Annotated in this window: 17 protein-coding genes and 3 tRNA genes; 9 read left to right on the plus strand and 11 right to left on the minus strand. The window is 67.3% G+C overall.

Features of this window, described 5'->3' with window-relative positions; all coding sequences use genetic code 11:
- Nucleotides 1-5: 5 nt before the first annotated feature.
- From BVI061214_RS02920 to BVI061214_RS02960, 9 genes are all read left to right on the plus strand, one after another.
- On the plus strand, nt 6-890 hold the full coding sequence (locus BVI061214_RS02920) for a DUF1385 domain-containing protein (RefSeq protein WP_053767222.1): 885 nt from the start codon (nt 6-8) through the stop codon (nt 888-890).
- Nucleotides 887-2,002 (plus strand): tRNA 2-thiouridine(34) synthase MnmA, encoded by a 1,116-nt coding sequence (mnmA, locus tag BVI061214_RS02925; protein ID WP_053767223.1) that lies wholly within the window; start codon nt 887-889, stop codon nt 2,000-2,002. Before BVI061214_RS02920 ends, mnmA begins: the two co-directional genes overlap by 4 nt.
- Nucleotides 2,003-2,038: 36 nt before the next feature.
- Nucleotides 2,039-3,010 (plus strand): PstS family phosphate ABC transporter substrate-binding protein, encoded by a 972-nt coding sequence (locus tag BVI061214_RS02930; protein ID WP_053767224.1) that lies wholly within the window; start codon nt 2,039-2,041, stop codon nt 3,008-3,010.
- A 62-nt stretch (nt 3,011-3,072) separates the two neighbouring features.
- Nucleotides 3,073-3,975: a phosphate ABC transporter permease subunit PstC gene (pstC, locus tag BVI061214_RS02935; protein WP_053768565.1), complete on the plus strand. Its 903-nt coding sequence runs from the start codon at nt 3,073-3,075 to the stop codon at nt 3,973-3,975.
- A complete protein-coding gene (gene pstA / locus BVI061214_RS02940; RefSeq protein ID WP_053767225.1) occupies nt 3,968-5,173 on the plus strand; it encodes a phosphate ABC transporter permease PstA in 1,206 nt (401 codons plus the stop codon). Before pstC ends, pstA begins: the two co-directional genes overlap by 8 nt.
- On the plus strand, nt 5,167-5,982 hold the full coding sequence (pstB, locus tag BVI061214_RS02945) for a phosphate ABC transporter ATP-binding protein PstB (protein ID WP_053767226.1): 816 nt from the start codon (nt 5,167-5,169) through the stop codon (nt 5,980-5,982). The genes pstA and pstB overlap by 7 nt, the downstream gene beginning before the upstream one ends.
- 22 nt (nt 5,983-6,004) lie before the next feature.
- Nucleotides 6,005-7,177, plus strand: a complete 1,173-nt coding sequence (locus BVI061214_RS02950; RefSeq protein ID WP_053767227.1) for an MFS transporter — start codon at nt 6,005-6,007, stop codon at nt 7,175-7,177.
- Nucleotides 7,177-8,208, plus strand: a complete 1,032-nt coding sequence (gene recF / locus BVI061214_RS02955) for a DNA replication/repair protein RecF (RefSeq protein WP_053767228.1) — start codon at nt 7,177-7,179, stop codon at nt 8,206-8,208. Before BVI061214_RS02950 ends, recF begins: the two co-directional genes overlap by 1 nt.
- Entirely contained in the window at nt 8,193-8,951 is a 759-nt protein-coding gene (locus BVI061214_RS02960; protein ID WP_053767229.1) for a DciA family protein, read from the plus strand. The genes recF and BVI061214_RS02960 overlap by 16 nt, the downstream gene beginning before the upstream one ends.
- 134 nt (nt 8,952-9,085) lie before the next feature.
- On the opposite strand, the gene BVI061214_RS02965 is transcribed toward BVI061214_RS02960, so the two are convergent.
- From BVI061214_RS02965 to BVI061214_RS03015, 11 genes are all read right to left on the minus strand, one after another.
- Nucleotides 9,086-9,162 (minus strand) — tRNA-Val (locus BVI061214_RS02965).
- A 1-nt stretch (nt 9,163) separates the two neighbouring features.
- Nucleotides 9,164-9,238: transfer RNA gene (locus BVI061214_RS02970), tRNA-Glu, on the minus strand.
- A gap of 94 nt (nt 9,239-9,332) precedes the next feature.
- Nucleotides 9,333-9,408, minus strand: a tRNA-Lys gene (locus BVI061214_RS02975).
- A gap of 23 nt (nt 9,409-9,431) precedes the next feature.
- Nucleotides 9,432-10,121, minus strand: coding sequence for a hypothetical protein (locus BVI061214_RS02980; RefSeq protein ID WP_003046636.1), 690 nt, complete (start codon nt 10,119-10,121; stop codon nt 9,432-9,434).
- A gap of 56 nt (nt 10,122-10,177) precedes the next feature.
- Nucleotides 10,178-12,553, minus strand: coding sequence for a cytochrome c oxidase subunit I (gene ctaD / locus BVI061214_RS02985; RefSeq protein ID WP_053767230.1), 2,376 nt, complete (start codon nt 12,551-12,553; stop codon nt 10,178-10,180).
- A 9-nt stretch (nt 12,554-12,562) separates the two neighbouring features.
- Nucleotides 12,563-13,576 carry a cytochrome c oxidase subunit II gene (gene coxB, locus BVI061214_RS02990; RefSeq protein ID WP_053767231.1) on the minus strand — a complete coding sequence of 338 codons (1,014 nt, stop codon included), beginning with the start codon at nt 13,574-13,576 and terminating at the stop codon, nt 12,563-12,565.
- Nucleotides 13,577-13,587: 11 nt separating this feature from the next.
- The gene (locus BVI061214_RS02995; RefSeq protein ID WP_053767232.1) at nt 13,588-15,405 is read right to left on the minus strand and encodes a heme o synthase; all 1,818 of its coding nucleotides are present in this window, start codon (nt 15,403-15,405) and stop codon (nt 13,588-13,590) included.
- A gap of 164 nt (nt 15,406-15,569) precedes the next feature.
- The gene (pckA, locus tag BVI061214_RS03000) at nt 15,570-17,159 is read right to left on the minus strand and encodes a phosphoenolpyruvate carboxykinase (ATP) (RefSeq protein WP_053767233.1); all 1,590 of its coding nucleotides are present in this window, start codon (nt 17,157-17,159) and stop codon (nt 15,570-15,572) included.
- A gap of 32 nt (nt 17,160-17,191) precedes the next feature.
- Complete coding sequence (gene pgi, locus BVI061214_RS03005; protein ID WP_053767234.1) at nt 17,192-18,445, minus strand: glucose-6-phosphate isomerase; 1,254 nt, start codon at nt 18,443-18,445, stop codon at nt 17,192-17,194.
- Between the two features lie 38 nt (nt 18,446-18,483).
- Nucleotides 18,484-18,861: an antibiotic biosynthesis monooxygenase family protein gene (locus BVI061214_RS13710; RefSeq protein WP_248841713.1), complete on the minus strand. Its 378-nt coding sequence runs from the start codon at nt 18,859-18,861 to the stop codon at nt 18,484-18,486.
- A gap of 20 nt (nt 18,862-18,881) precedes the next feature.
- Nucleotides 18,882-19,745, minus strand: a complete 864-nt coding sequence (locus BVI061214_RS03015) for an ABC transporter substrate-binding protein (protein WP_053767235.1) — start codon at nt 19,743-19,745, stop codon at nt 18,882-18,884.
- Between the last annotated feature and the right edge of the window lie 46 nt (nt 19,746-19,791).

Consider the following 19,791-nt stretch of genomic DNA (forward strand, 5'->3'; position numbering starts at 1 on the left):
GGGGGATGCGGCTTCTTCTTCTGGCCAAGCAGGCGGCTCTCGGCGGGGCGGCGGCCCTCGAGGGGGTCATGATGAAGGCCCCCTGGGCCTGGGCCCTGGCGGTGCGCCTCCCCGGCGGACAGATCCACGTGGAGCGCCACGAGGAAAAGGCGCTATCCGAGCGCTACCCCTGGGCCAGGCTCCCCCTCCTCCGGGGGGTGGTGGCCCTCTTTGACGCCCTCTCCGTCAGCTACCGGGCCCTGGCCCGGAGCGCCGAGCTCGCGGGCGGAGAGGAAGAGATGCCCAAGGGGGCCCTCTGGGCCACCGTGTCCTTCAGCCTCCTCCTGGGCCTGGGGCTTTTCATCGTGCTTCCCGGCTTTCTCTCCGGCCTTCTTCTGGACCCGGCCCGCTACCCCGTCCTCTACAACCTCCTGGCGGGCCTCATCAAGGTGGGGATCCTGGTGGGCTACCTCCTCTTCATCGGCCGCATGCCGGAGATCCGCCGCTTCTTCATGTACCACGGGGCGGAGCACAAGGCCATCCACGCCTACGAAAAGGGGCTTCCCCTCACGGTGGAAAACGTCATGGCCCAGCCCCGCTTCCACCCCCGGTGCGGCACCACCTTCATCGCCTTCGTCATCGTGGTCTCCGTCCTGGTCTACAGCCTCATCCCCGCCCCGGAGGTCCTCTGGTGGCGGCTTTTGGCCCGGGTCCTCTTCCTGCCCCTGGTGGCGGCCTTGGCCTTTGAGCTCCTCTACTTCTCCGCCCGGCACGACGACCCCGTCTCCCGCCTCCTCCGGGGGCTAGGCTTCCGCTTCCAGGCCCTCACCGTGGCCGAGCCCACGCCTGACATGGTGGAGGTGGCCATCAGGAGCACGGAGGCGGCGGTGGGGGAAAAGGTGGTGGCATGAGGCGAAGCGTCCTGGTGGCCATGTCCGGAGGGGTGGACTCCTCCGTTTCCGCCTACCTCCTGAAGGAGGCGGGCTACGAGGTGGTGGGGGCCATGATGCGCTTTTGGCCCGACCTGCCCCCCGTGAGCCTGGAAACGGGCGCGGCCCGGGCCTGGGAGAGCTGCTGCACCCCGGACGCCGCCTACGAGGCGAGGAGGGTGGCGGACCTCCTGGGCATCCCCTTCTACCTCCTGGACTACCGGGAGGTCTTTGAGGAGGCCATCATCGCCCCCTTCCTGGAGGACTACGCCCGGGGGCGCACCCCCAACCCCTGCGCCCGGTGCAACACCTTCGTCAAGTTCGGCGCCCTCCTGAAGCAGGCCAGGCGCCTGGGCCTGGACTACGTGGCCACCGGCCACTACGTGCGGCGCAAGGGCGAGGCCCTCCTGAGGGGCCTGGACAAGGAGAAGGACCAGAGCTACTTCCTCTGGGGTACCCCCAAGGAGGCCCTTCCCCACCTCCTCTTCCCCGTGGGCCACCTGACCAAGAAGGAGGTGCGGCAGATCGCCCAAGAGGCGGGCCTCCCCACGGCCAGGAAGCCGGAAAGCCAGAACCTCTGCTTCGTGGCCGGGGACCTAAAGGGCTTCCTTAAGGAGCGCCTGAAGGCGCGGCCCGGCCCCCTGGTGGACATCCTTACCGGGGAGGTGGTGGGCCAGCACGAGGGGGCGAGCCTCTACACCCTAGGCCAGCGGAAGGGCCTGGGCCTTTGGAAGACCCACCTGGAGCGCTACGTGGTGGGCCTGGACGTGGAGCGGAACGTGGTCTACGTGGGGCCCAAGGAGGCCGCCCTTTGGGAGGGGATGGAGGCCGAAGGGGAAAACCTCCTCGAGGAACTCCCGGAGGAGGTGGAGGTCCAGGTCCGCTACCGCACGCCCCCGGTGAGGGCGGTGGTGGAGTCTTCAAGCCCTCTTCGCCTCCGCTTCCTCACCCCCGTCTTCGCCGTGACCCCGGGGCAGAGCGCCGCCTTCTACCGCGGGGAGAGGCTTCTGGGCGGGGCGGTGATCCGGCGGGGGCTTTACAACCTGGCGGGCCTTGACGAAGCCTTGACGAACGTAGCCCTGACACTCTCCTGACAAAGGGTTGGCATCCTTTAGTTCGGGAGGTTAGCTATGGGCAAGAAACTGGTAGCGGGACTGTTGATGGCGGTGCTGGCTAGCTTGGGGATGGCCCAGATCCGGGCAGACGGGTCCTCCACCGTCTACCCCGTCACCCAGGCGGTGGCGGAGGAGTTTACCCAGCGGAACCCCGGGGTCAGGGTCGCCGTGGCCTTCTCCGGCACCGGGGGCGGGTTCAAGAAGTTCTGCCGCGGGGAAACCGACATCCAAAACGCCAGCCGCCCCATCAAAAAGGCGGAGCTGGAGGAGTGCGAGAAGAACGGGATCAAGTTCATTGAAATCCCCGTGGCCTACGATGCCCTCTCCGTCATCGTGAACCCCAGGAACACCTGGGCCACCTGCTTGAAGACGAGCGAGGTCAGGGCCATCTGGGAGCCCAACTCCAAGGTGCAATTCTGGTCCGACGTGCGCAAGGAGTGGCCCAAAGCCCGCATCGTCCTCTTCGGAGCGGGCACGGACTCCGGCACCTTTGACTACTTCACCGAGGCCATCATGGGCAAGTCGGGGGCTATCCGCAAGGACTACCAGCCCACGGAGGACGACAACGTGACCATCCGGGGGGTTGCCGCAGGCCTTTACGCCATGGGCTTCCTGGGTCTAGCCTATGTGGAGGAGAACAAGGGCAAGGTGAAGCCCGTGGCCATTGATAACGGCAAGGGGTGCGTCCTTCCCACTAGGGAAACCGTGCTGGACGGCTCCTACCAGCCCCTCGCCCGACCCCTCTTCATCTACGTGAACGTGAAGAGCCTGGAGCGCAAGGAGGTCCAGGACTTCGTGGACTTCTACCTGTCCCCTGCGGCCCGGCGGGCCATCCGCAGCACGGGGTACATTGAGCTCCCCGCCGAGGCCTACGCCATCGGCCAGGAGCTGGTGAAGCGGAGGAAGACGGGCACCTTCTTCATGGACCTGCCCATCGGCACCCCCCTCTCCAAGTTCGTGGAGGAGCTTAGGAAGGAACTGAGGTAAGCCGGGCAAGGGTGGGGGTGGGGGCAAGCCCCGCCCCCACCCCCCTTAGAATGGACGACGGCATGGAGCTCTTACGCCAAGCCCCTTCCCGCAACCCCAAGGAGGTCCTCACCTTCGCCCTCCTGGTTCTCCTCGGCGCCGTGACCCTCCTCACCACGCTGGGGGTGGTCTTGAGCCTCCTGGGAGAGGTGGTGGAGTTTTTCCGCAGGGTGCCCCTCACGGAGTTCCTCTTCGCCCCGGAATGGACCCCCCTCTTCGCCGAGCCCCGCTACGGCATCGCCCCCCTCATCGCCGGAACCCTCTTGGTCACGGCCATCGCCCTCACGGTGGCCATCCCCCTGGGGCTCGCCCTGGCCATCTACATCTCCGAGGTGGCCCCCCACCGGGTGCGGGCCCGGGTCATGGGGGTCCTGGAGCTCTTTGAGGGCATCCCCACGGTGGTCCTGGGGTACTTCGCCCTCCTCACCGTCACCCCCTTCCTGCAGAAGTTCATCCCCGGCCTGCAGATCTTCAACCCCCTTTCCGCAGGGCTGGTGATGGGCTTCGCCATCATCCCCTACGTTTCCAACGTGGCCGCAGACGCCATGCAGTCCGTGCCCCGGGCCATCCGGGAGGCCGCCTACGCCCTGGGGGCTAGGCCCTACGAGGTGGCCCTAAGGGTGGTCTTCCCCGCGGCCATCTCCGGCATCATCGCCGCCATCATCCTGGCCACCAGCCGGGCCATCGGGGAGACCATGATCGTGGCCATCGCCGCCGGGCAGCGCCCCACCCTCACCCTGGACCCCCGGGAGACCATCGCCACCATGACCAGCTTCATCGTGCAGGCGGCCACGGGGGACCAGCCCGCGGGCTCCACGGCCTCCCTGGCCCTCTTTGCCGTGGGGGCCACGCTTTTCCTCATGACCCTGGGCCTCAACATCCTGGCCCAGTACGTGGTGGAACGCTACCGGGAGCGCTATGAGTGAGCCCCTCTTGTCAAAGACCCAAGGCGGCGACCCCTGGAAGGCGCGGATAGACCGGGTCTTCGCCCGCGCCTTGGTCCTTCCCCTCTTCCTGGCCTTGGCCCTCCTCTCCTGGCTCCTCCTGGACACCCTCTACCGGAGCTTCTCCGTGCAGGTGGTGCGCTCCGATGTGGGCCTTTCCCAAACCTTTCCCCTGGGCACTGCCTGGCAGGAGGCCCTAAGAGCGGCCCTCCTCCAGGAGGGGTACACGGAAGAGGAAGCGGAGGCCATGCTGAAGGACCCCAAGGAGCTCCGGGCGCTCCTCAACCAAAACCGGGTGGAGCTCATGTGGAACACCCACGAGGGGCCCCTCCGCTACGTGGTCACGGGCTCCTACGATGAGCGGGTTCTGGACCTCCCCCTCCTCCAGGGCCTAAGGCGGTGGGAGGAGCTCAAGGCGGGCCTGGGGGAAGGGGAGCGCCTGGTCCTCAACCCCTGGCTGGACCAGACCTTCCTCACCCGCTTTCCCTCCCGGAACCCCCTGATCGCCGGGATGGGGGTGGCCGTGGCGGGCACGGTCTGGGTGCTCACCTTGGCCCTGCTCATCGCCATCCCCGTGGGGGTGGGCACGGCCATCCTCCTGGAGGAGTACCTGCGGGAGGGTAGGTTGAACCGCATCCTCGAGGTCAACCTCCGCAACCTGGCCGGGGTGCCCTCCATCGTCTACGGGCTTTTGGGCCTGGCCTTCTTCGTGCGGGAGATGGGCTTTGGCCCCACGGTCCTGGCCGCCGCCCTCACCCTGGCCCTCTTGGGCATCCCCGTGATCACGGTGACCGCCCGGGAGGCCCTGAGGGCCGTGCCCGAGTCCCAGCGGCAGGCGGCCTTCGCCCTGGGGGCTACCCGCAGGCAGGTGGTCTTCCAGGTGGTCCTCCCCGCCGCCCTCCCCGGCGTGGTGACCGGGGTCATCCTCTCCGCCGCCCGCCTCATCGGCGAGGCCGCCCCCCTTCTCCTGGTGGGCGCCGCCGCCTACGTGCCCTTTTACCCCACCGGAGTCCTCTCCGAGTACACGGTGATCCCGGTGCAGATCTACCTCTGGGTCAGCCAGCCCCAGCCCGAGTTCGCCCGGGTGGCCGCAGCGGGCATCCTGGTCATGCTCCTGGTGCTCTCGGGGCTCTACCTGGCCGCCTTGTACGTTAGGAACCGCTTCAGGAGGGAATGGTGAAGCTAGAGATTCTGCAAAACCACGAGACGGTGCGCACCGCTCCCGTCCCCGAGGCCGAGGCCCTGGTGGATGTCCGCAACCTCAGCCTCTTCTACGGGAACAAGCAGGCCCTCTTTGACATCAGCGTGCGCTTTCCCAGGAACCAGGTGACCGCCATCATCGGCCCCTCGGGGTGCGGCAAGAGCACCCTTTTGCGCTCCCTCAACCGCATGAACGACCTCATCCCCGGGGTGCGGGTCACGGGGGAGGTCCTCTACGAGGGGGTGAACATCTACGATCCCCGGGTGGACCCGGTGGCGGTGCGCCGGCACATCGGCATGGTCTTCCAGAAGCCCAACCCCTTCCCCAAGACCATCTTTGAGAACGTGGCCTTCGGCCTGCGCCTCATGGGGGTAAAGGGGAGCGAGCTGGAGGACCGGGTGGTGGCGGCCCTGAAGCGGGCGGCCCTTTGGGAGGAGGTGAGGGAGGTCTTCAAGAAACAAAGCGGCCTGAGGCTCTCCGGAGGCCAGCAACAGCGCCTTTGCATCGCCCGGGCCATCGCCGTGGAGCCCCCCCTCCTCCTCATGGACGAGCCCACCAGCGCCCTGGACCCCATCGCCACCCAGGCCATTGAGGACCTGATCCTGGAGCTCAAGAGCCGCTACACCGTGATCATCGTCACCCACAACATGCAGCAGGCCGCCCGAGTTTCCGACCGCACCCTCTTCATGCACCTGGGGGTGCTGGTGGAGGAGGGGCCCACGGAGGAGATCTTCACCAAGCCCAAACACCCCTACACGGAGGCCTACATCACCGGGCGCTTCGGGTAAACTCTTGGGCATGTCGCCCGGCATGTCGCCCTTGGGCCTCCTCTTCCTGACCCTCTTCAACAGCATCCTGGGCCTATCCATCCTCTTCCCCATCCTGGGGCCGCTGGCCCGGGAGCTGGGCCTAAGCGAGGTCCAGGTGGGCCTCTTCTCCACGGGCTACGCCCTCATGCAGTTCCTCCTCTCCCCCTACTGGGGCCGCCGGAGCGAGCGGGGGCGTAAGCCCATCCTCCTCCTGGGCATCCTGGGCTTTGCCCTAAGCTTTTTCCTCTTTGGCCTCTTCGCCCTCCTGGGGCAGAAAGGGCTTATTCCCCAGGGCCTTCTTTTCCCCCTGCTCCTCCTCACCCGGCTCCTCGGCGGGGCCTTCAGCTCGGCTACCCTGCCCACGGCCCAGGCCTACGTGGCCGACATCACGGGCCGGGAAAGCCGCACCGGGGGCATGGCCCTTCTGGGGGCGGCCTTTGGCCTGGCGGTGATCCTGGGGCCGGCCTTAGGCGCGGGCCTCGCCGCGGCCTTGGGCCTCCTGGCCCCGGTCTTCTTCTCGGCGGGGATCGCCCTCCTAAACGCCCTCTTCGTCTACCTGGTCCTTCCCGAGTCCAGGCCGGGCGGACACCAAGGAGTGGGCGGGCTTTCCCCCCTGGACCCCAGGGTCTTCCCCCTGCTCCTTCTGGGCTTCGCCCTGAACGTCTCCAGCGTGGCCCTGGAGCAGACCATCGCCTTCTACTTCCAAGACCGCCTGGGGCTTTCCGGGGTGGCCACGGCCAAGGCGGTGGGAACGGCCCTGGTCCTTTACGGCCTGGTGGCGGTCTTCATCCAGGGGTTTTTGGTGCGCCGCTTTTCCTGGCCGCCCAAGACGCTCCTCCTGGCGGGGATTCCCGTGGGCATCCTGGGCTTTTTGATCCTGGTCCAGGCGAAGGGCTTTTTCGCCCTCACCCTGGGCCTGGCCCTGCAGGGGGCAGGGGCGGCCCTGGCCGGGCCTGGGGTCACGGCGGGCCTCTCCCTGGCCGTGGGTGAGGGGGAGCAGGGCCTGGTGGCGGGCCTCAACGGCTCGGCCCAGGCCCTGGGGCGGATGCTGGGCCCCATCCTGGGCACGGGGCTTTACCGCCTGGCCCCGGAGGCCCCCTACCTCCTGGGGGCCATCCTCCTTGCCCTCACCCTCCTCTTCCTCCCCGCCCTTTTCCGCAGGGTTCGGCTCTGATGCGGCTTCTGGCCTTTCGGCAGCGGCATTTCCGCAACCTGGCCTTCTCCCTGTTCCGCCCCCCTCCTGGCCCCTTGGCCCTGGTGGGGGGAAACGCCCAGGGGAAGACGGGACTCCTCCTGGCCATCCACCTGGCCCTGGGGGGGGAGGTGCGGGGGACCCTCGAGGACCTGATCCGCTTTGGGGAGAAGGAGGCCTGGCTTCAGGCGGAGGTGGAGACGGAGCTCGGGGTCTTTCGGGTGGAGCAGCGAATCGGCCTCGAGGGCCGGGAGATCCGCCTAAACGAAAGGCCCGTCGGCCTCAGGGCCCTTTACGAGCTTCCGGGGTCGGTCCTCATCCTCCCCGAGGACGTGGAGGTGGTCCTGGGTCCCAAAGAGGAAAGGCGGGGGTTTTTGGACCACCTCCTGGCCCGCTTTTCCCGGCGCTACGCCGCCCTCCTTTCCGCCTACGAGAAGGCCCTCCGCCAGAGAAACGCCCTCCTGAAGACGGGGGGCAACAGCCTCTCGGTCTGGGACCAGGAGCTCGCCCGCTACGGCGAGGAGATCACGCTTCTGCGGCGCCGCTTCCTGAAGCGCTTCCTGCCCCTCTTCCAGAGCGTCCACCAGACCCTGGCCCCGGGAGAGGTGGGCCTTAGGCTGGAGGAGACCGCCCCTGAGGGCCTCCTGCAGGCCCTGGCGGCCAGGCGGGAGGAGGAGCGCCTCCGGGGCCAGACCCTGGTGGGGCCCCACCGGGACGACCTGGTCTTCCTCCTTGGGGGCCGCCCCGCCCACCGCTTCGCCAGCCGGGGGGAGGCCAAGGCCCTGGCCCTGGCCCTGCGCCTGGCGGAGCACCGCCTCCTCAGCGAGCACCACGGGGAGCCTCCCCTCCTTCTGGTGGACGAGTGGAGCGAGGAGCTGGACGAGGCCCGCCGCGCCGCCCTCCTGGCCTACGCCAAAAGCCTTCCCCAGGCCATTCTGGCCGGGCTTCTGGCCCCGGAGGGGGTGCCGGTATGCTGGGTGCAGGAGGGGGTGGTCCTGTGCCCTGGCGGGTGAAGGAGGTCATCCCCGAGGCCCTGAAGCGGGCCGGGGGAAAGGAGAGGCTCAAGCGGGGTCTGGTCCTGGCCGCCTGGCGGGAGGTGGTGGGCCGGGAGCTGGCCCAGATCACCGAGCCCGTGGCCCTGGAAGGGGGGGTCCTCCTGGTCCAGGTGCCCGACCCCGTGGTGGCCCACCAGCTCACCTACAGCCGCCTGGCCCTCCTCAGGCGCTACGAGGAGCGCTTTCCCGGGATGGTCAAGGAGATCCGCTTTCAGGTGGGAAGCGAGGCCCCAAGGCCAAGGAAAGAGGCCGAGGCCCCTTCTTCCGGACCAGGCCCGGAGGCGGGCCGCAAGGCCCTGGAGCTGGCGCAAAAGGCCCCCCCGGAGATGCGGGAGGCCGTGGCCCGGGCCGCCTTGGCCCTCTTTGGTAGGCAGAGGGGAAGCCCCTGCCCCATCTGCCAAACGCCCAGCGAAACCCACCCCTGCCCCACCTGCCGCCGCCTCCTCGAGGCCCCCTGGGTGCGCAAGGAGGCGGAGCGCCTCAAGCGGGGAAGGGCGAGCGCCCTAGAAGGCGAGGCCCTCCTGGTGGCCCGGCACCTGGCCCGGGAAGCCCTTCTTAGGGAGATGCAGGACCTCTACCCCGAGGCCCTTCGGGACGAGGCCCTTAGGCCCCTCCTCCAGGACCTGGCCCGGCGCTTCCAGGCCCTCTTCCCCGAGGAACCCCTTCCCGAAGGGATCAGAAGCCTCCTACAGAGGTCCTAGGTGCCCGCACTTTGGTGGCGCACCGTAGGGCGCCCAAGTCGGGCCTAAAGGCTTTTCTGGGGCCCCCACCGCGGCGAAAACCGCAGTGGGGTACTCAAAAACCCCGCCCAAGGGGCGGGGGAAAGACCAGACCCTGGTGGGCGGCAGAGGACTTGAACCTCTGGCCTCTCGCTTGTAAGGCGAGCGCTCTGACCAGCTGAGCTAGCCGCCCATGGTGACCCCAGGGGGAATCGAACCCCCGTTTCGGCCTTGAGAGGGCCGCGTCCTGACCGCTAGACGATGGGGCCACGCACACCCAAAGGGCCCACGCGCCTACCCAGTTTAGGGCCTTGGGGCCGGACCCGCAACTCCCAAAAAGCGGGCCCCCTAGAAGGGGGCAGGTGGTGGGCCGTGCAGGATTCGAACCTGCGACCTACCGATTAAAAGTCGGTTGCTCTGCCAGCTGAGCTAACGGCCCAAGGCCTTCCCGATTATAGGGGGCTAAGAGGACCTGCGCAAGGTTTCCATGATGAAGAGGCCCAAGGCCTCCTCCCGGGCCCGGGACCTCAGGGCCTCCAGGTCAAAAGGGCGGGGGGCCAGGGGCTCCAGGGCCTCCTTGGGCAGGGGGGCCGACTCCAAGAAGGCGAAGAAGGCTGGATCCACCCAGGGAGGCACCCAGGCCCCGCTCCGGCAGAGGAAGACCCGGTGGAAGACCCCCTCCACCCTGCCCCCTGGGTCCACCTCCCGCCTTAGGGGCACCCTGGGCTCGGGCTCCTGGGCCGGGTCCCGCCAGGGCGGGTAAAAGACCTTTAGGCGGGCTCCCAGGCGGTGGTAGTAGACCATCCAGTCGTCGCAGGCGGGCTCTGTTCCCAGGGGCCGGTAGCCCGCGTCGTGGTGAGGGTCAAAGAGAACCACCTCCTCCACCCCCTGGCGCACCCTCTCGTGAAAGGCCAAGGCGTTGGAATCGGCATAGTAGAGCACCGCCCCCGGGGCGAAGGCGAAGCGGTCCCAAAACCCCTCCCACCCCCGGGCCTCCGGCAGGGGAAGCCCCCTCAGAAGAAAGGCCAGGGCCCGCTCCTCCCAGGCCTCGAGGAGATAGTAGGGGGTCTCAAAGTGGGCCCAGGCGAAAAGGGGATCGGGGCCCTGGGGCAGGGGGAAGAAGTAGTCAAAGTCCACCACCAGAAGCCGCATGCCTCAAGAAATAGCAAAGCCCCCCGCCCCTAGGGCAGGGGGCCTGGTTAGGACCGCTACCAGATGTAGAAGAGGACCACGATGAAGAGCCAGACCGCGTCCACCAGGTGCCAGTACATGCTGGCGGCCTCGAGGGTGCCGTGGCTGTGCAGGGTGATCTTGCCCCGGAGGGCCTGGAGGTAGGCCAGGATGAGGCCGAAGCCACCGATGACCACGTGCAGACCGTGGAGGCCCACGATGGTGAAGAAGGCCGCTGTCCAGAGGTTCTCCTGCCAGGAGGAGTGGTGGTGGAACTGGTAGAACTCCCAGGCCTGGAAGAGGAAGAAGAGAACGCCCAGGATGATGGTGACGAGGAGCCCAAAGCGGAAGGGGTTGAAACGGTCCCGCCTCAGGTCGTGGTGGGCGAAGTGGACGGTGAAGGAGGAGCTCACCAGGAAGAAGGTGTTGAGGAGGGCGAGCCAGAGGGCGGGCCGCTCCTCAGGGGGCGTGGCCGCCCCGGTGAGGCGCAGGTACAGGTACCCGGCGATGAGGATAGCGAAGAGGCCCACCTCCGAGACGATGAACCAGGCCATCCCCATCCAGGCGTTGGACTTGCCGGTTAAGGTGTGGTGCTCCACCGGGTAGCTGTACTCGTCCTCGAGGGCCCAACGGACGAGGCCGTAGGCGAAGAGGGCCAGGAAGACCCACATCCAGACGTTGGGCACCGGCAGGGCCGCCACGCTGACGAAGAAGGCGAAGAGGGTGGCGGCCGAGTAGAAGGGCCAGAAGGAGCTGTTGGGCAGGTGGATGTGGCTTGGGTCCTCCGGCTTCAGCTCCACCCCCTTCTTCTGCCAGTCGTAAAGGGGCCGCTCGGAGGGGAAGTCGGCGGGGAGCTTCACGTCAAAGTTGTGGGCCTTGGGCGGGGAGTCAGTGAGCCACTCCAGGGTGTAGCCGCCCCATGGGTTGGCGGGGGCCTTCTCCCCGGAGCGCAGGCTCTTCCACATGTTGTAGATCCAGACCAGGCCGCCCAGCCCCAGGATGAAGGCCCCGATGGTGGAGATCAGGTTCAGCTCGGGCCAGCCGGCGATGTCGGCGTTGTAGGTGTAGTAGCGCCGGGGCATGCCCAGGTAGCCCAGGACGTACTGGGGCAGGAAGGTGACGAGGTAGCCCACCAGGAAGAGCCAGAAGTGGAGCCGGCCCAGGCGTTCGTCGTACATGCGGCCCGTCATCTTGGGCCACCAGTAGTAAAGCCCAGCGAAGGCCCCAAAGCCCGAGCCCGCCATGAGGACGTTGTGGAAGTGGGCCACCACGAAGTAGGAGTCGTGGAACTGGTAGTCCAGGGGAGTCATGGAGAGCATGACCCCAGTGATCCCCCCGAGGAGGAAGTTGAAGATGAAGCCCAGCACCCAGTAGAGGGGGGTCTTCATCTGCAGGTGCCCGCCCCAGAGGGTGCCGATGATGTTGAAGAGCTTCACCCCCGTGGGCACGGCGATGAGGGCGGTGAAGAAGGCGAAGGCGATCTGGAAGATGGTGCTCTCCCCCACGGTGAACATGTGGTGGGCCCAGACCATGGTCCCCAGGACCACGATGCCCATCTGGGCCCAGACCATCTGCTTGTAGCCGAAAAGGGGCTTACGGGCGAAGGTGGAGGCCACCTCAGCCAGGATCCCCAGGTAGGGCAGGAGCATCACGTAGACCGTGGGGTGGGAGTAGAACCAGAAGAACTGCTGGAAGAGAACGGGATCCCCGCCGATCTCCGGGTTGAACCAGGTGAGGCCGATCTTCCGGTCCAGGAGGACCAGGAGGGTGGCGGCGGTGAGCCCCGCCAGGCTGAAGAGGTTGAGGACGCTGGCGGCGAAGACGCTCCAGACGTAGATGGGCATCTTCCAAAGGCTCATCCCCTGGGCCCTGAGGTTATAGATGGTGGCGACGAAGTTGGCGTTGCCCAGGAGGCTGGAGAAGCCCAGGAGGAGGATGGCCGCCATGTAAAAGTCCACCCCGCTCCCCGACTGCACGGAGAAGGGGTAGTAGAAGGTCCAGCCCACGCTGGGAGCCCCGCCGGGGAAGAGGTAGCTCATGAGGGCTAGGATGATGGCTCCCAGAAAGGCCCAGTAGCTGAAAGCGTTTATCCGGGGCAGGGCCACGTCCCTGGCCCCCAGCATCAGGGGCACCACGAAGTTGCCGAAACCGGTGAGCCCCGCCTGGATGATGAAGAAGAAGAGCATGGTGGCCCCGTGCAGGGTGAGGATCTGGTTGTACTGCTCCCCGGTCAGGAGCCCGTTGTTGGGCACCGCTAGCTGCGCCCGGATGAGGAGGGAGAAGACCCCCGCCAGGGCGAAGGCGAAGAAGGCGGTGGCCGTGTACATGAGGCCGATCTTCTTGTGGTCTACCGTGGTTAAGAGGTCCCAAAGGACCGCCCAGAAACCGGCTTTTGGCTTGGCGGTAATGGCCATCCTTACCTCCTAGAACTTGGGCAGAGCCTTGAAGTCCAGGCCCTCCACCTTAAGCCCCTCCAGGTAACGGACCAGGGCATCCAGATCTTCTTCGGACAGCTGGGGGAAGCCCGGCATCTTCACCCCCGGCTTCATGCTGGCGGGGTCTTTGATCCAGGCCTTCAGGTTCTCCGGGGTGTAGTCCACGATCCCCGCCCCCAGGCTCACGCGGTTGCCCACGAAGCCCAGCTCGGGCCCGATGACCGCCGGGGGCATCTTGCCCTGGACCCCGTGGCAGGCCATGCAGTTCTGCTGGAAGACCTCATGGCCTCGGGCGTCGGCCACGGGGGGCGTGTAGGCCTTGGCCGCCTCCACAAAGCGGTCAAACTCCTCCTTGGGCACCACCAGGACCCGGAAGAGCATGCGGGCGTGGCTGGGGCCGCAGAGCTCGGCGCAGAAGCCGTAGTAGTTCCCGACTTCTTTAGGGGTGAAGTGAATCAGAGTCTTTTGTCCCGGAATGGCGTCCCGCTTGCCCGCAAGCCCCGGCACCCAGAAGGAGTGGATCACGTCCTTGGAGGTGACCTCCAGCTCCACGGGAACCCCAGCGGGCAGGATGAGCTCGTTGGAGTTCCTGAGGCCAAGGGCGGGGTAGTGAAAGTCCCACCAGAACTGGTAGCCGGTGACCTCCACCTTCATGGCCCCGGGAATGGGGCGGTTTACCTGGATGAGGGCCTTGGCCGTGAGGCCGAAGAGGACCAGGATGATGCCCAAGGGGATGAGGGTCCAGATGACCTCGAGGCGGTCGTTCCCGTGGACCTGGGGCGGCTCCCCCTCCTGCCCCGGCCTGGCCCGGAACTTCCAGGTGACGTAGGCCAAGGCCCCGGCCACCACCAGAAAGATCACGATGGAGAAGAAGTAAACCCATGGCCAGAGAAAGGCCACCTCCTGGTTGAAGGAGCCCCCGGGGCGGGTGATGCCCACCCGGTGCGCTTCCTGGGCCAGACCCAGACCTAAAAAGCTCAGCGCCGCTACACCTCTTCTCATCCACTCCCTCCCTATAGCGCCCGATCCACCGCCATGCCCAAGAAGAGCAGGGCCAGATAGAGCATGGAGTATTTATACAGCGAAACCGCCGTCCTGCGCTCCGGCTGGCGGTAGAGGGCCAAGCTCTTTAGGATAAGCAAGCCGTTAAGGACCAGGCTGAGAACCAGGTAGAGGAGGCCAAGCTCCCCCATAAAGAGGGGCATGAGGGAAATCATGGCCGTGAGGAGGGCATAGAGGGCGATCTGCATCACCGTGACCTGCTCCCCCAGGACCACGGGGAGCATGGGCACCCCCACGGCCCGGTAGTCGTCCTGGATCATGAGGGCCAAAGCCCAGAAGTGCACGGGGGTCCAGAAGAAGATGAGGGCGAAGAGGTACCAGGCGAAGAGGTTGAGCTCCCCCGTCACCGCCGCCCAGCCCACCAGGGGCGGGAAGGCCCCCGCCGCCCCCCCGATGACGATGTTCTGCCAGGTGCGCCGCTTCAGGTAGAAGGTGTAGACCAGGACGTACCAGATGAGGCCCATAAGGGCCAGGGTGGCGGCCAGGAGGTTGGCCCCCCACCAGAGGAAGAGGAAGGCCAAGAGGGCCAGGACGAAGGCGAAGAGGAGGGCCTCCCGGCTTCCGATCTTCTGGGTGACCGTGGGCCTTTGGGCGGTGCGCTTCATGCGGGCGTCAATGTCCCGGTCCACCACCATGTTGATGGCGTTGGCGGCCCCTGCCATCATGTACCCCCCCAGGGCCACCAGGAGAAAGAGGCCCGTGCCCGGCCAGCCTTGGGCGGCGATGATCATGGAAAGGAGGGTGGTGAGGAGAAGGAGGCTGATGACCCGGGGCTTGGTGAGGGCCAGGTAGTCCTTCCAGGTAGCCCCGCCGGTCCCTCGGTGGACCTCGCCACCCCCCTCGCCTAGCTCCACCCGCCTGGCCCCCTGGGCCAAGGCGGCGGCTGAGAGGAGAACGAAGAGAATCCAGACGGCGTAGGCCAAGAAGAGGTGGAGGATCTGCATCCAGACCGGGGCCTTCAAGGCCACGTTGACCAGACCCGCCAGGAGCTGGGCCCCGTAGAGGTAGGCCAGGAGATGGGCGAAGAGGCGGGTCTTTTCCGAGGGGCGCAGGTGGGCCACCAGATACCCGGCGAAGACCACGTAAAGCCCCACGCTCACGGCGATCAGGGGGTGGAGGACCCTAAGGCGCACCAGGAAGTGCTCCCCCGGGGTCAAGGAGCGCTCCAGGGCCTCGAGGGTGTTCCGCACGGGGAAGAGGAGGTCACCAAGAGCGGTGACCGCCCCGCTCATGCCCAAAAAGAGGAGGGCGAGAAAGCCCAGAAGGAGGGCGAGGCCCACCGCCCCCTGGCCCCGAAGGCGCAAGGGGGCACCCCCAGAGGCCCACCAGGCGGTGAGGGTAAGGGCGGCCAGGAGGAAGTAGGTGTTGGCCAGGTGGACCATCTGCACCACGGCCCGCTCCGGGCTCACGTTGTGGGCCACCCAACCGAAGAGGACCAAGGAGGCCCCCACCAGGCTTTCCGTGATCATGAAGAGGAAGGCGAGGCCCGCCCCAAAGCGGGCGGGATGCCCCTTGGGCAGAAGCCGCAAGGACAGGGCCAAAAGGGCGAGAACGGAGAGGAAGGCCAGGCCCGAGGTGGCCCGGTGGGTGAACTCAATAAGGGTCTCCACCTGGGGGGCGCGGGGGACGATCTCCCCGTTGCAGGTGGGCCAGTGGGCCCCGCACCCGGCCCCTGAGCCCGTGGCCCGCACGTAGGCCCCAAAAAGGGCCACCAGGGCGTTCCAGACCAAGACCCCCCAGGCGTAGCGGCTCAACCAGGTTTGGCTCATAGCGGCACCCTTCCCCAAGGCGCTAGCGCCCTCCATTCTGCCAAAAAGAGGTCCTCGAGGGTGAGGTACATTTGTCCCTTCGCCCCACACCGGCCCCAAGCCTAATACCCCCGGTCCCTATTGGACAAGGGCCGGGCCCACAGACCCGACCCCCAAAGGCGCGCCTACCCCGCCTTAGGACCCGCCTGGCGCACGGCCTCGGGTACCCCGTCGGCGTACTTCTGGAAGTTCTCCTGGAAGAGCCGGGCAAGCCTCCGGGCCTGGCGGTCGTAGGCCTCCTTGTCGGCCCAGGTACCCCGGGGGTCCAGGAGCTCGGCGGGCACCCCGGGAACCTCGAGGGGCACCTCAAAGCCGAAGATGGGGTCCTTCCGGTAGGCCACCCCGTCCAGAAGACCATTCAGAGCGGCTTTTAAGAGGGCCCGGGTCACGGGAAGGGGAAAGCGGTGCCCCACCCCGTAGGGCCCCCCGGTCCAGCCGGTGTTTATCAGGTAAACCCTGGGCCCGTGCTGGGCGATCTTCTCCCCCAGCATCCGGGCGTAAACCCCGGGGTGCATGGGGAGGAAAGGCGCCCCAAAGCAGGCGGAGAAGGTGGCCTTGGGCTCGGTGACCCCCCGCTCCGTTCCCGCCACCCGGGCGGTGTAGCCGGAGAGGAAGTAGTACATGGCCTGCTCCGGGGAGAGCCGGGCGATGGGGGGCAGGACCCCGTAGGCGTCGGCGGAGAGAAAGAAGATGGCTTTGGGGTGGCCCGCCCTTCCCGAGTCCACCACGTTCTCCAGGTGGGTGATGGGGTAGGAAGCGCGGGTGTTCTCGGTCTTGGTGTCGTCGTCCCACTCTACCCGGCGGCTTTCCGGGTTCACCACCACGTTTTCCAGGATGGCCTCAAACTGGTTGGCGGCCTTGTAGATGAGGGGCTCAAACTCCGGGGAGAGGCGGATGACCTTGGCGTAGCACCCCCCCTCAAAGTTAAAGACCCCCTCTTGGCTCCAGCCGTGCTCGTCGTCCCCGATCAGGGGGCGGTCGGGGTCGGTGGAGAGGGTGGTCTTGCCGGTGCCGGAGAGGCCGAAGAAGAGGGCCACGTCCCCCTCCTTCCCCACGTTGGCGGAGGCGTGCATGGGGAAGACCCCCCGCTTGGGCATGAGGTAGTTCATCACGGTGAAGACGCTCTTCTTGATCTCCCCGGCGTACTTGGTGCCCACGATGAGGACCAGGCGCCTGGCGAAGCTGATGCCCACGAAGACCTCGCTCCGGGTGCCATCCCGCTCGGGCTCCGCCTGGAAGTGGGGGGCGTGGATCACGGTGAAGCCAGGGGCGAAGTGCTCCACCTCATCGTCCTCGGCGAAGCGGCGGGGCAGGATGAACATGTTGCGGGCGAAGAGGGCGTGCCAGGGGCTTTCCGTGACCACCCTCACCGGCAGGCGGTAGCGGGGGTCGGCCCCGGCGTAGAGGTCCTGGACGTAGAGGTCCCGGCCGGAGAGGTAGGCGGCCACCCGCTCGTAGAGGGCCTGGAAGGCCTCGGGCGGGAAGGGCTGGTTCACCTCCTCCCACCAGATCTCCCCTTCCACCTCCGGCTCCCGCACCACGAACTTGTCCCTGGGGCTTCTCCCGGTGTAGGGGGTGGTGTCCACCACTAAGGGGCCTTTGTGGGCCAAAAACCCCTCCCCCCGGGCCAGGGTGTGCTCCACCAGAACCGGGGAGACCGTGTTCCAGAAGACCTGCTTTTGGGGCTTGATACCAATGCTTTCCAGGCGCTGCATGGCCGCCTCCTTATGTTTAGCTTATCACGAGCTTATTTCCACGCTTCCAAGAAGGCCCGGGTGAGGCGCTTACCCAGCTCCACCCCGGGCTGGTCAAAGGCGTTGACGCCCCAAAGCTCCCCCAGGAAAGCCGTCTGCCACATGAGGTGCTGGAGGAGCCAGCCCACGGCGTAGGGGGAGACCTGGGAGAGGTAAAGGGCGTAGACCCTCTGCCCCGCCTCGGCCAGGGCCTGGTAGGTGGCCTCGGCCTCGGCCCTCAGAAGCCCAAAGAGGGTCTTGCCGAAGAGGTAGGAGGCAGCCTCGAGGCCCTCAGCGGGGGGAATCCTTAGGTCCTCCAGGGGAGACTCGGGGACGACCAGGGCCAGGAGTTTGTCCAGGGGGCCTTCCCGGAAGAGCTGGACCTGGGCGTGCTGGTCCTGGGGCCCTAGGGCGGGGAGGGCGGTGGTGCCCACCCGGTTGCCCTCCTTGTCCCGCTTCCCCAAGGACTCGTCGTGGAGCTGGACGAACCACTCGGGGAGGTGCTTTAGCCTCTCCGAGTAGACCATGAAGACGTGGACGGGCAGGTGGCGGTGGAGGTGGAGGAGGAGGGCGGTCTTCAAGGGGAGGCTTTCCTCCACGGGGGCTAAGGCGGTCTCGTTGGCCTTTCTTGCCCCCATGAGGAGGGCCTCCAGGTCCGCCCCGGCGAAGGCCAGGGGGAGAAGGCCCACGGGGGAGAGGACGGAAAACCGCCCCCCCACCTCCTTGGGGATGGCGAAGGCCCTCAAGCCCTCCCGCGCGGCCAGGGCCCGCAAGGGGCCCGCCTCGGGGTCGGTGGTCACCACCAGGTGGCGGCGCCAGGCCTCCCCCAGAGCGCCCTTGAGCCAGTCCAGGAAGACGAGGAAGCCGGCCAGGGTCTCGGCGGTGGTGCCGGATTTGGAGACCACGTTGACCAGGGTCTTCCTGGGGTCCAGGGCGCGGAGGAGCTTGATGACGGGCTCGGGCTCCACGTGGTCCACGTAGTGGAAGCGCACCCCGCTCTCGTTGAAGGCGGCCTCGAGGGCCTTGGGCCCTAGGGCGCTTCCCCCGATACCGATTAGGACGAAGTCCTCCACCCAGGGGTTCGCCTCCCGGTAGCGGCGGATCTCCCGAAGGGTTTCCGTGTCCTCAGGGAGGTCCAAAAAGCCCAGCATGCTCCCCGGGGTCTTGCGCTTGGCCAGAAGGCTTCTTCGGGCCTCCTCCAGGAGGGGGGCGTGGGCCTTCAAGGCCTCGGGAAAATCGGGCAGAAAGCGGGTGTCCAGCCGCAGCATGGGGTCAGTCTACCCCACCTGCCCCCCTGGGGGAACACCTACGTCCTCGTGAGCCAAGCCGCTGAGGAAGCCTTACTGGATGTATCTTGCCCCCTGAGGGAGGTCCTACCGCCCTTACACTCGGGCCTCCACGCCCGCGATTTTGATCGGTAGCCACCTGCTCCGGCCTCCCCGCCGCACAAAATGCTTACACGACCCTGGCGGAAGGCGGGGCTTTCCATCCAGGCCCAAAAGGCGGCCTCGCTCTCCCAGAGGGTGAGGACGATGTAGGGGTCCTCGGGGTTCTTGGGCCTCAGGACCAGGTTGCGCAGGAACCCCGGCGCCCGGTCCGCCAGGCGGGCCCGCTGGCGGAAGGCCTCCTCAAAGGCCTCGCGGTACTCCGGCCTCACGGGGATGCGGTTCATGGTCACGAACACTTCACCACCTCCAAAACCCCTCAGGGCAGGCTAAGCTCCAGGGCCCCGAGGACCCTCTCCCCCCGCAGGAGCCGGGCCAGAAGGCCCACCCCTTCCACCACCAAGGGGGTGAGGGCCTGGAAGGGGGCGGCGTCCAGGAGGTAGCCCCTCTTCCCCTTTAGGTACTCCCCCAGCCAGCCGCCCCGGGCCAGATGGGCCTCCACTGCTTCCCGGGCCGCCTCCAGGCCGTAGCCGCAGAAGGCCAGGAAGACCACCTGGGCCTGGGGAAGGTCCTCTGGGCTCGCCCTCCGGCTCGCCTCCCCCGGGCCCGGGCCCAGGTAGGCCCCGCCCGCCAGGGCCACCATCTCGGGCACCCAGTGGCCTCCCAAATAGGGGGGGTCCAGCCACTCCAGGAAGACCACCCGGGGCCTGGGGGAAGGGGGTGGGGGGAGGGCCGCAAGCCTCTCCTTTAAGGCCCTCGCCAGGGCCAAGGCCTCGTCCTCCCGGCCCAGGGCCCGGCCCAGGGCCTCCAGGTCTCGGAAAAGGTCCTCCAAGCGCGTTCCCCGAAGCTCCAGCACCTTGGGGGCCTGGGTCAGGAAACCCAGGGCCAGGCCCACCTCCTTGGGGGTGGGGGCGCAGACCTCGCAGACGCCCTGGGTCAAGAGGAGGTCGGGGGCCAGGGCGGAGAGCACCTCCCCCCGCACCCGGTAGAGGGAAAGCCCCTTCCGGTAGGCCTCCCGCACCCTTTGGTCTATCTCCTCCTGGGAGAGCCCCTCGGGGATGAGGCTTTCCGTGAGCACGGGAAGGCCGGTGGGGTTGGGGCAGCTGTGGCTCACCCCCACGGGTTCCACGCCCAGGGCCCGGAGCATCAGGGTTCCCGAGGGGACCAGGCTCGCCACCCGCATGGCCCCATTATCCCTCCTGGTCTTCCCGGGATGATTATGATAATCT

Source organism: Thermus aquaticus (assembly GCF_001280255.1).
GTDB classification, from domain to species: Bacteria; Deinococcota; Deinococci; order Deinococcales; family Thermaceae; genus Thermus; species Thermus aquaticus.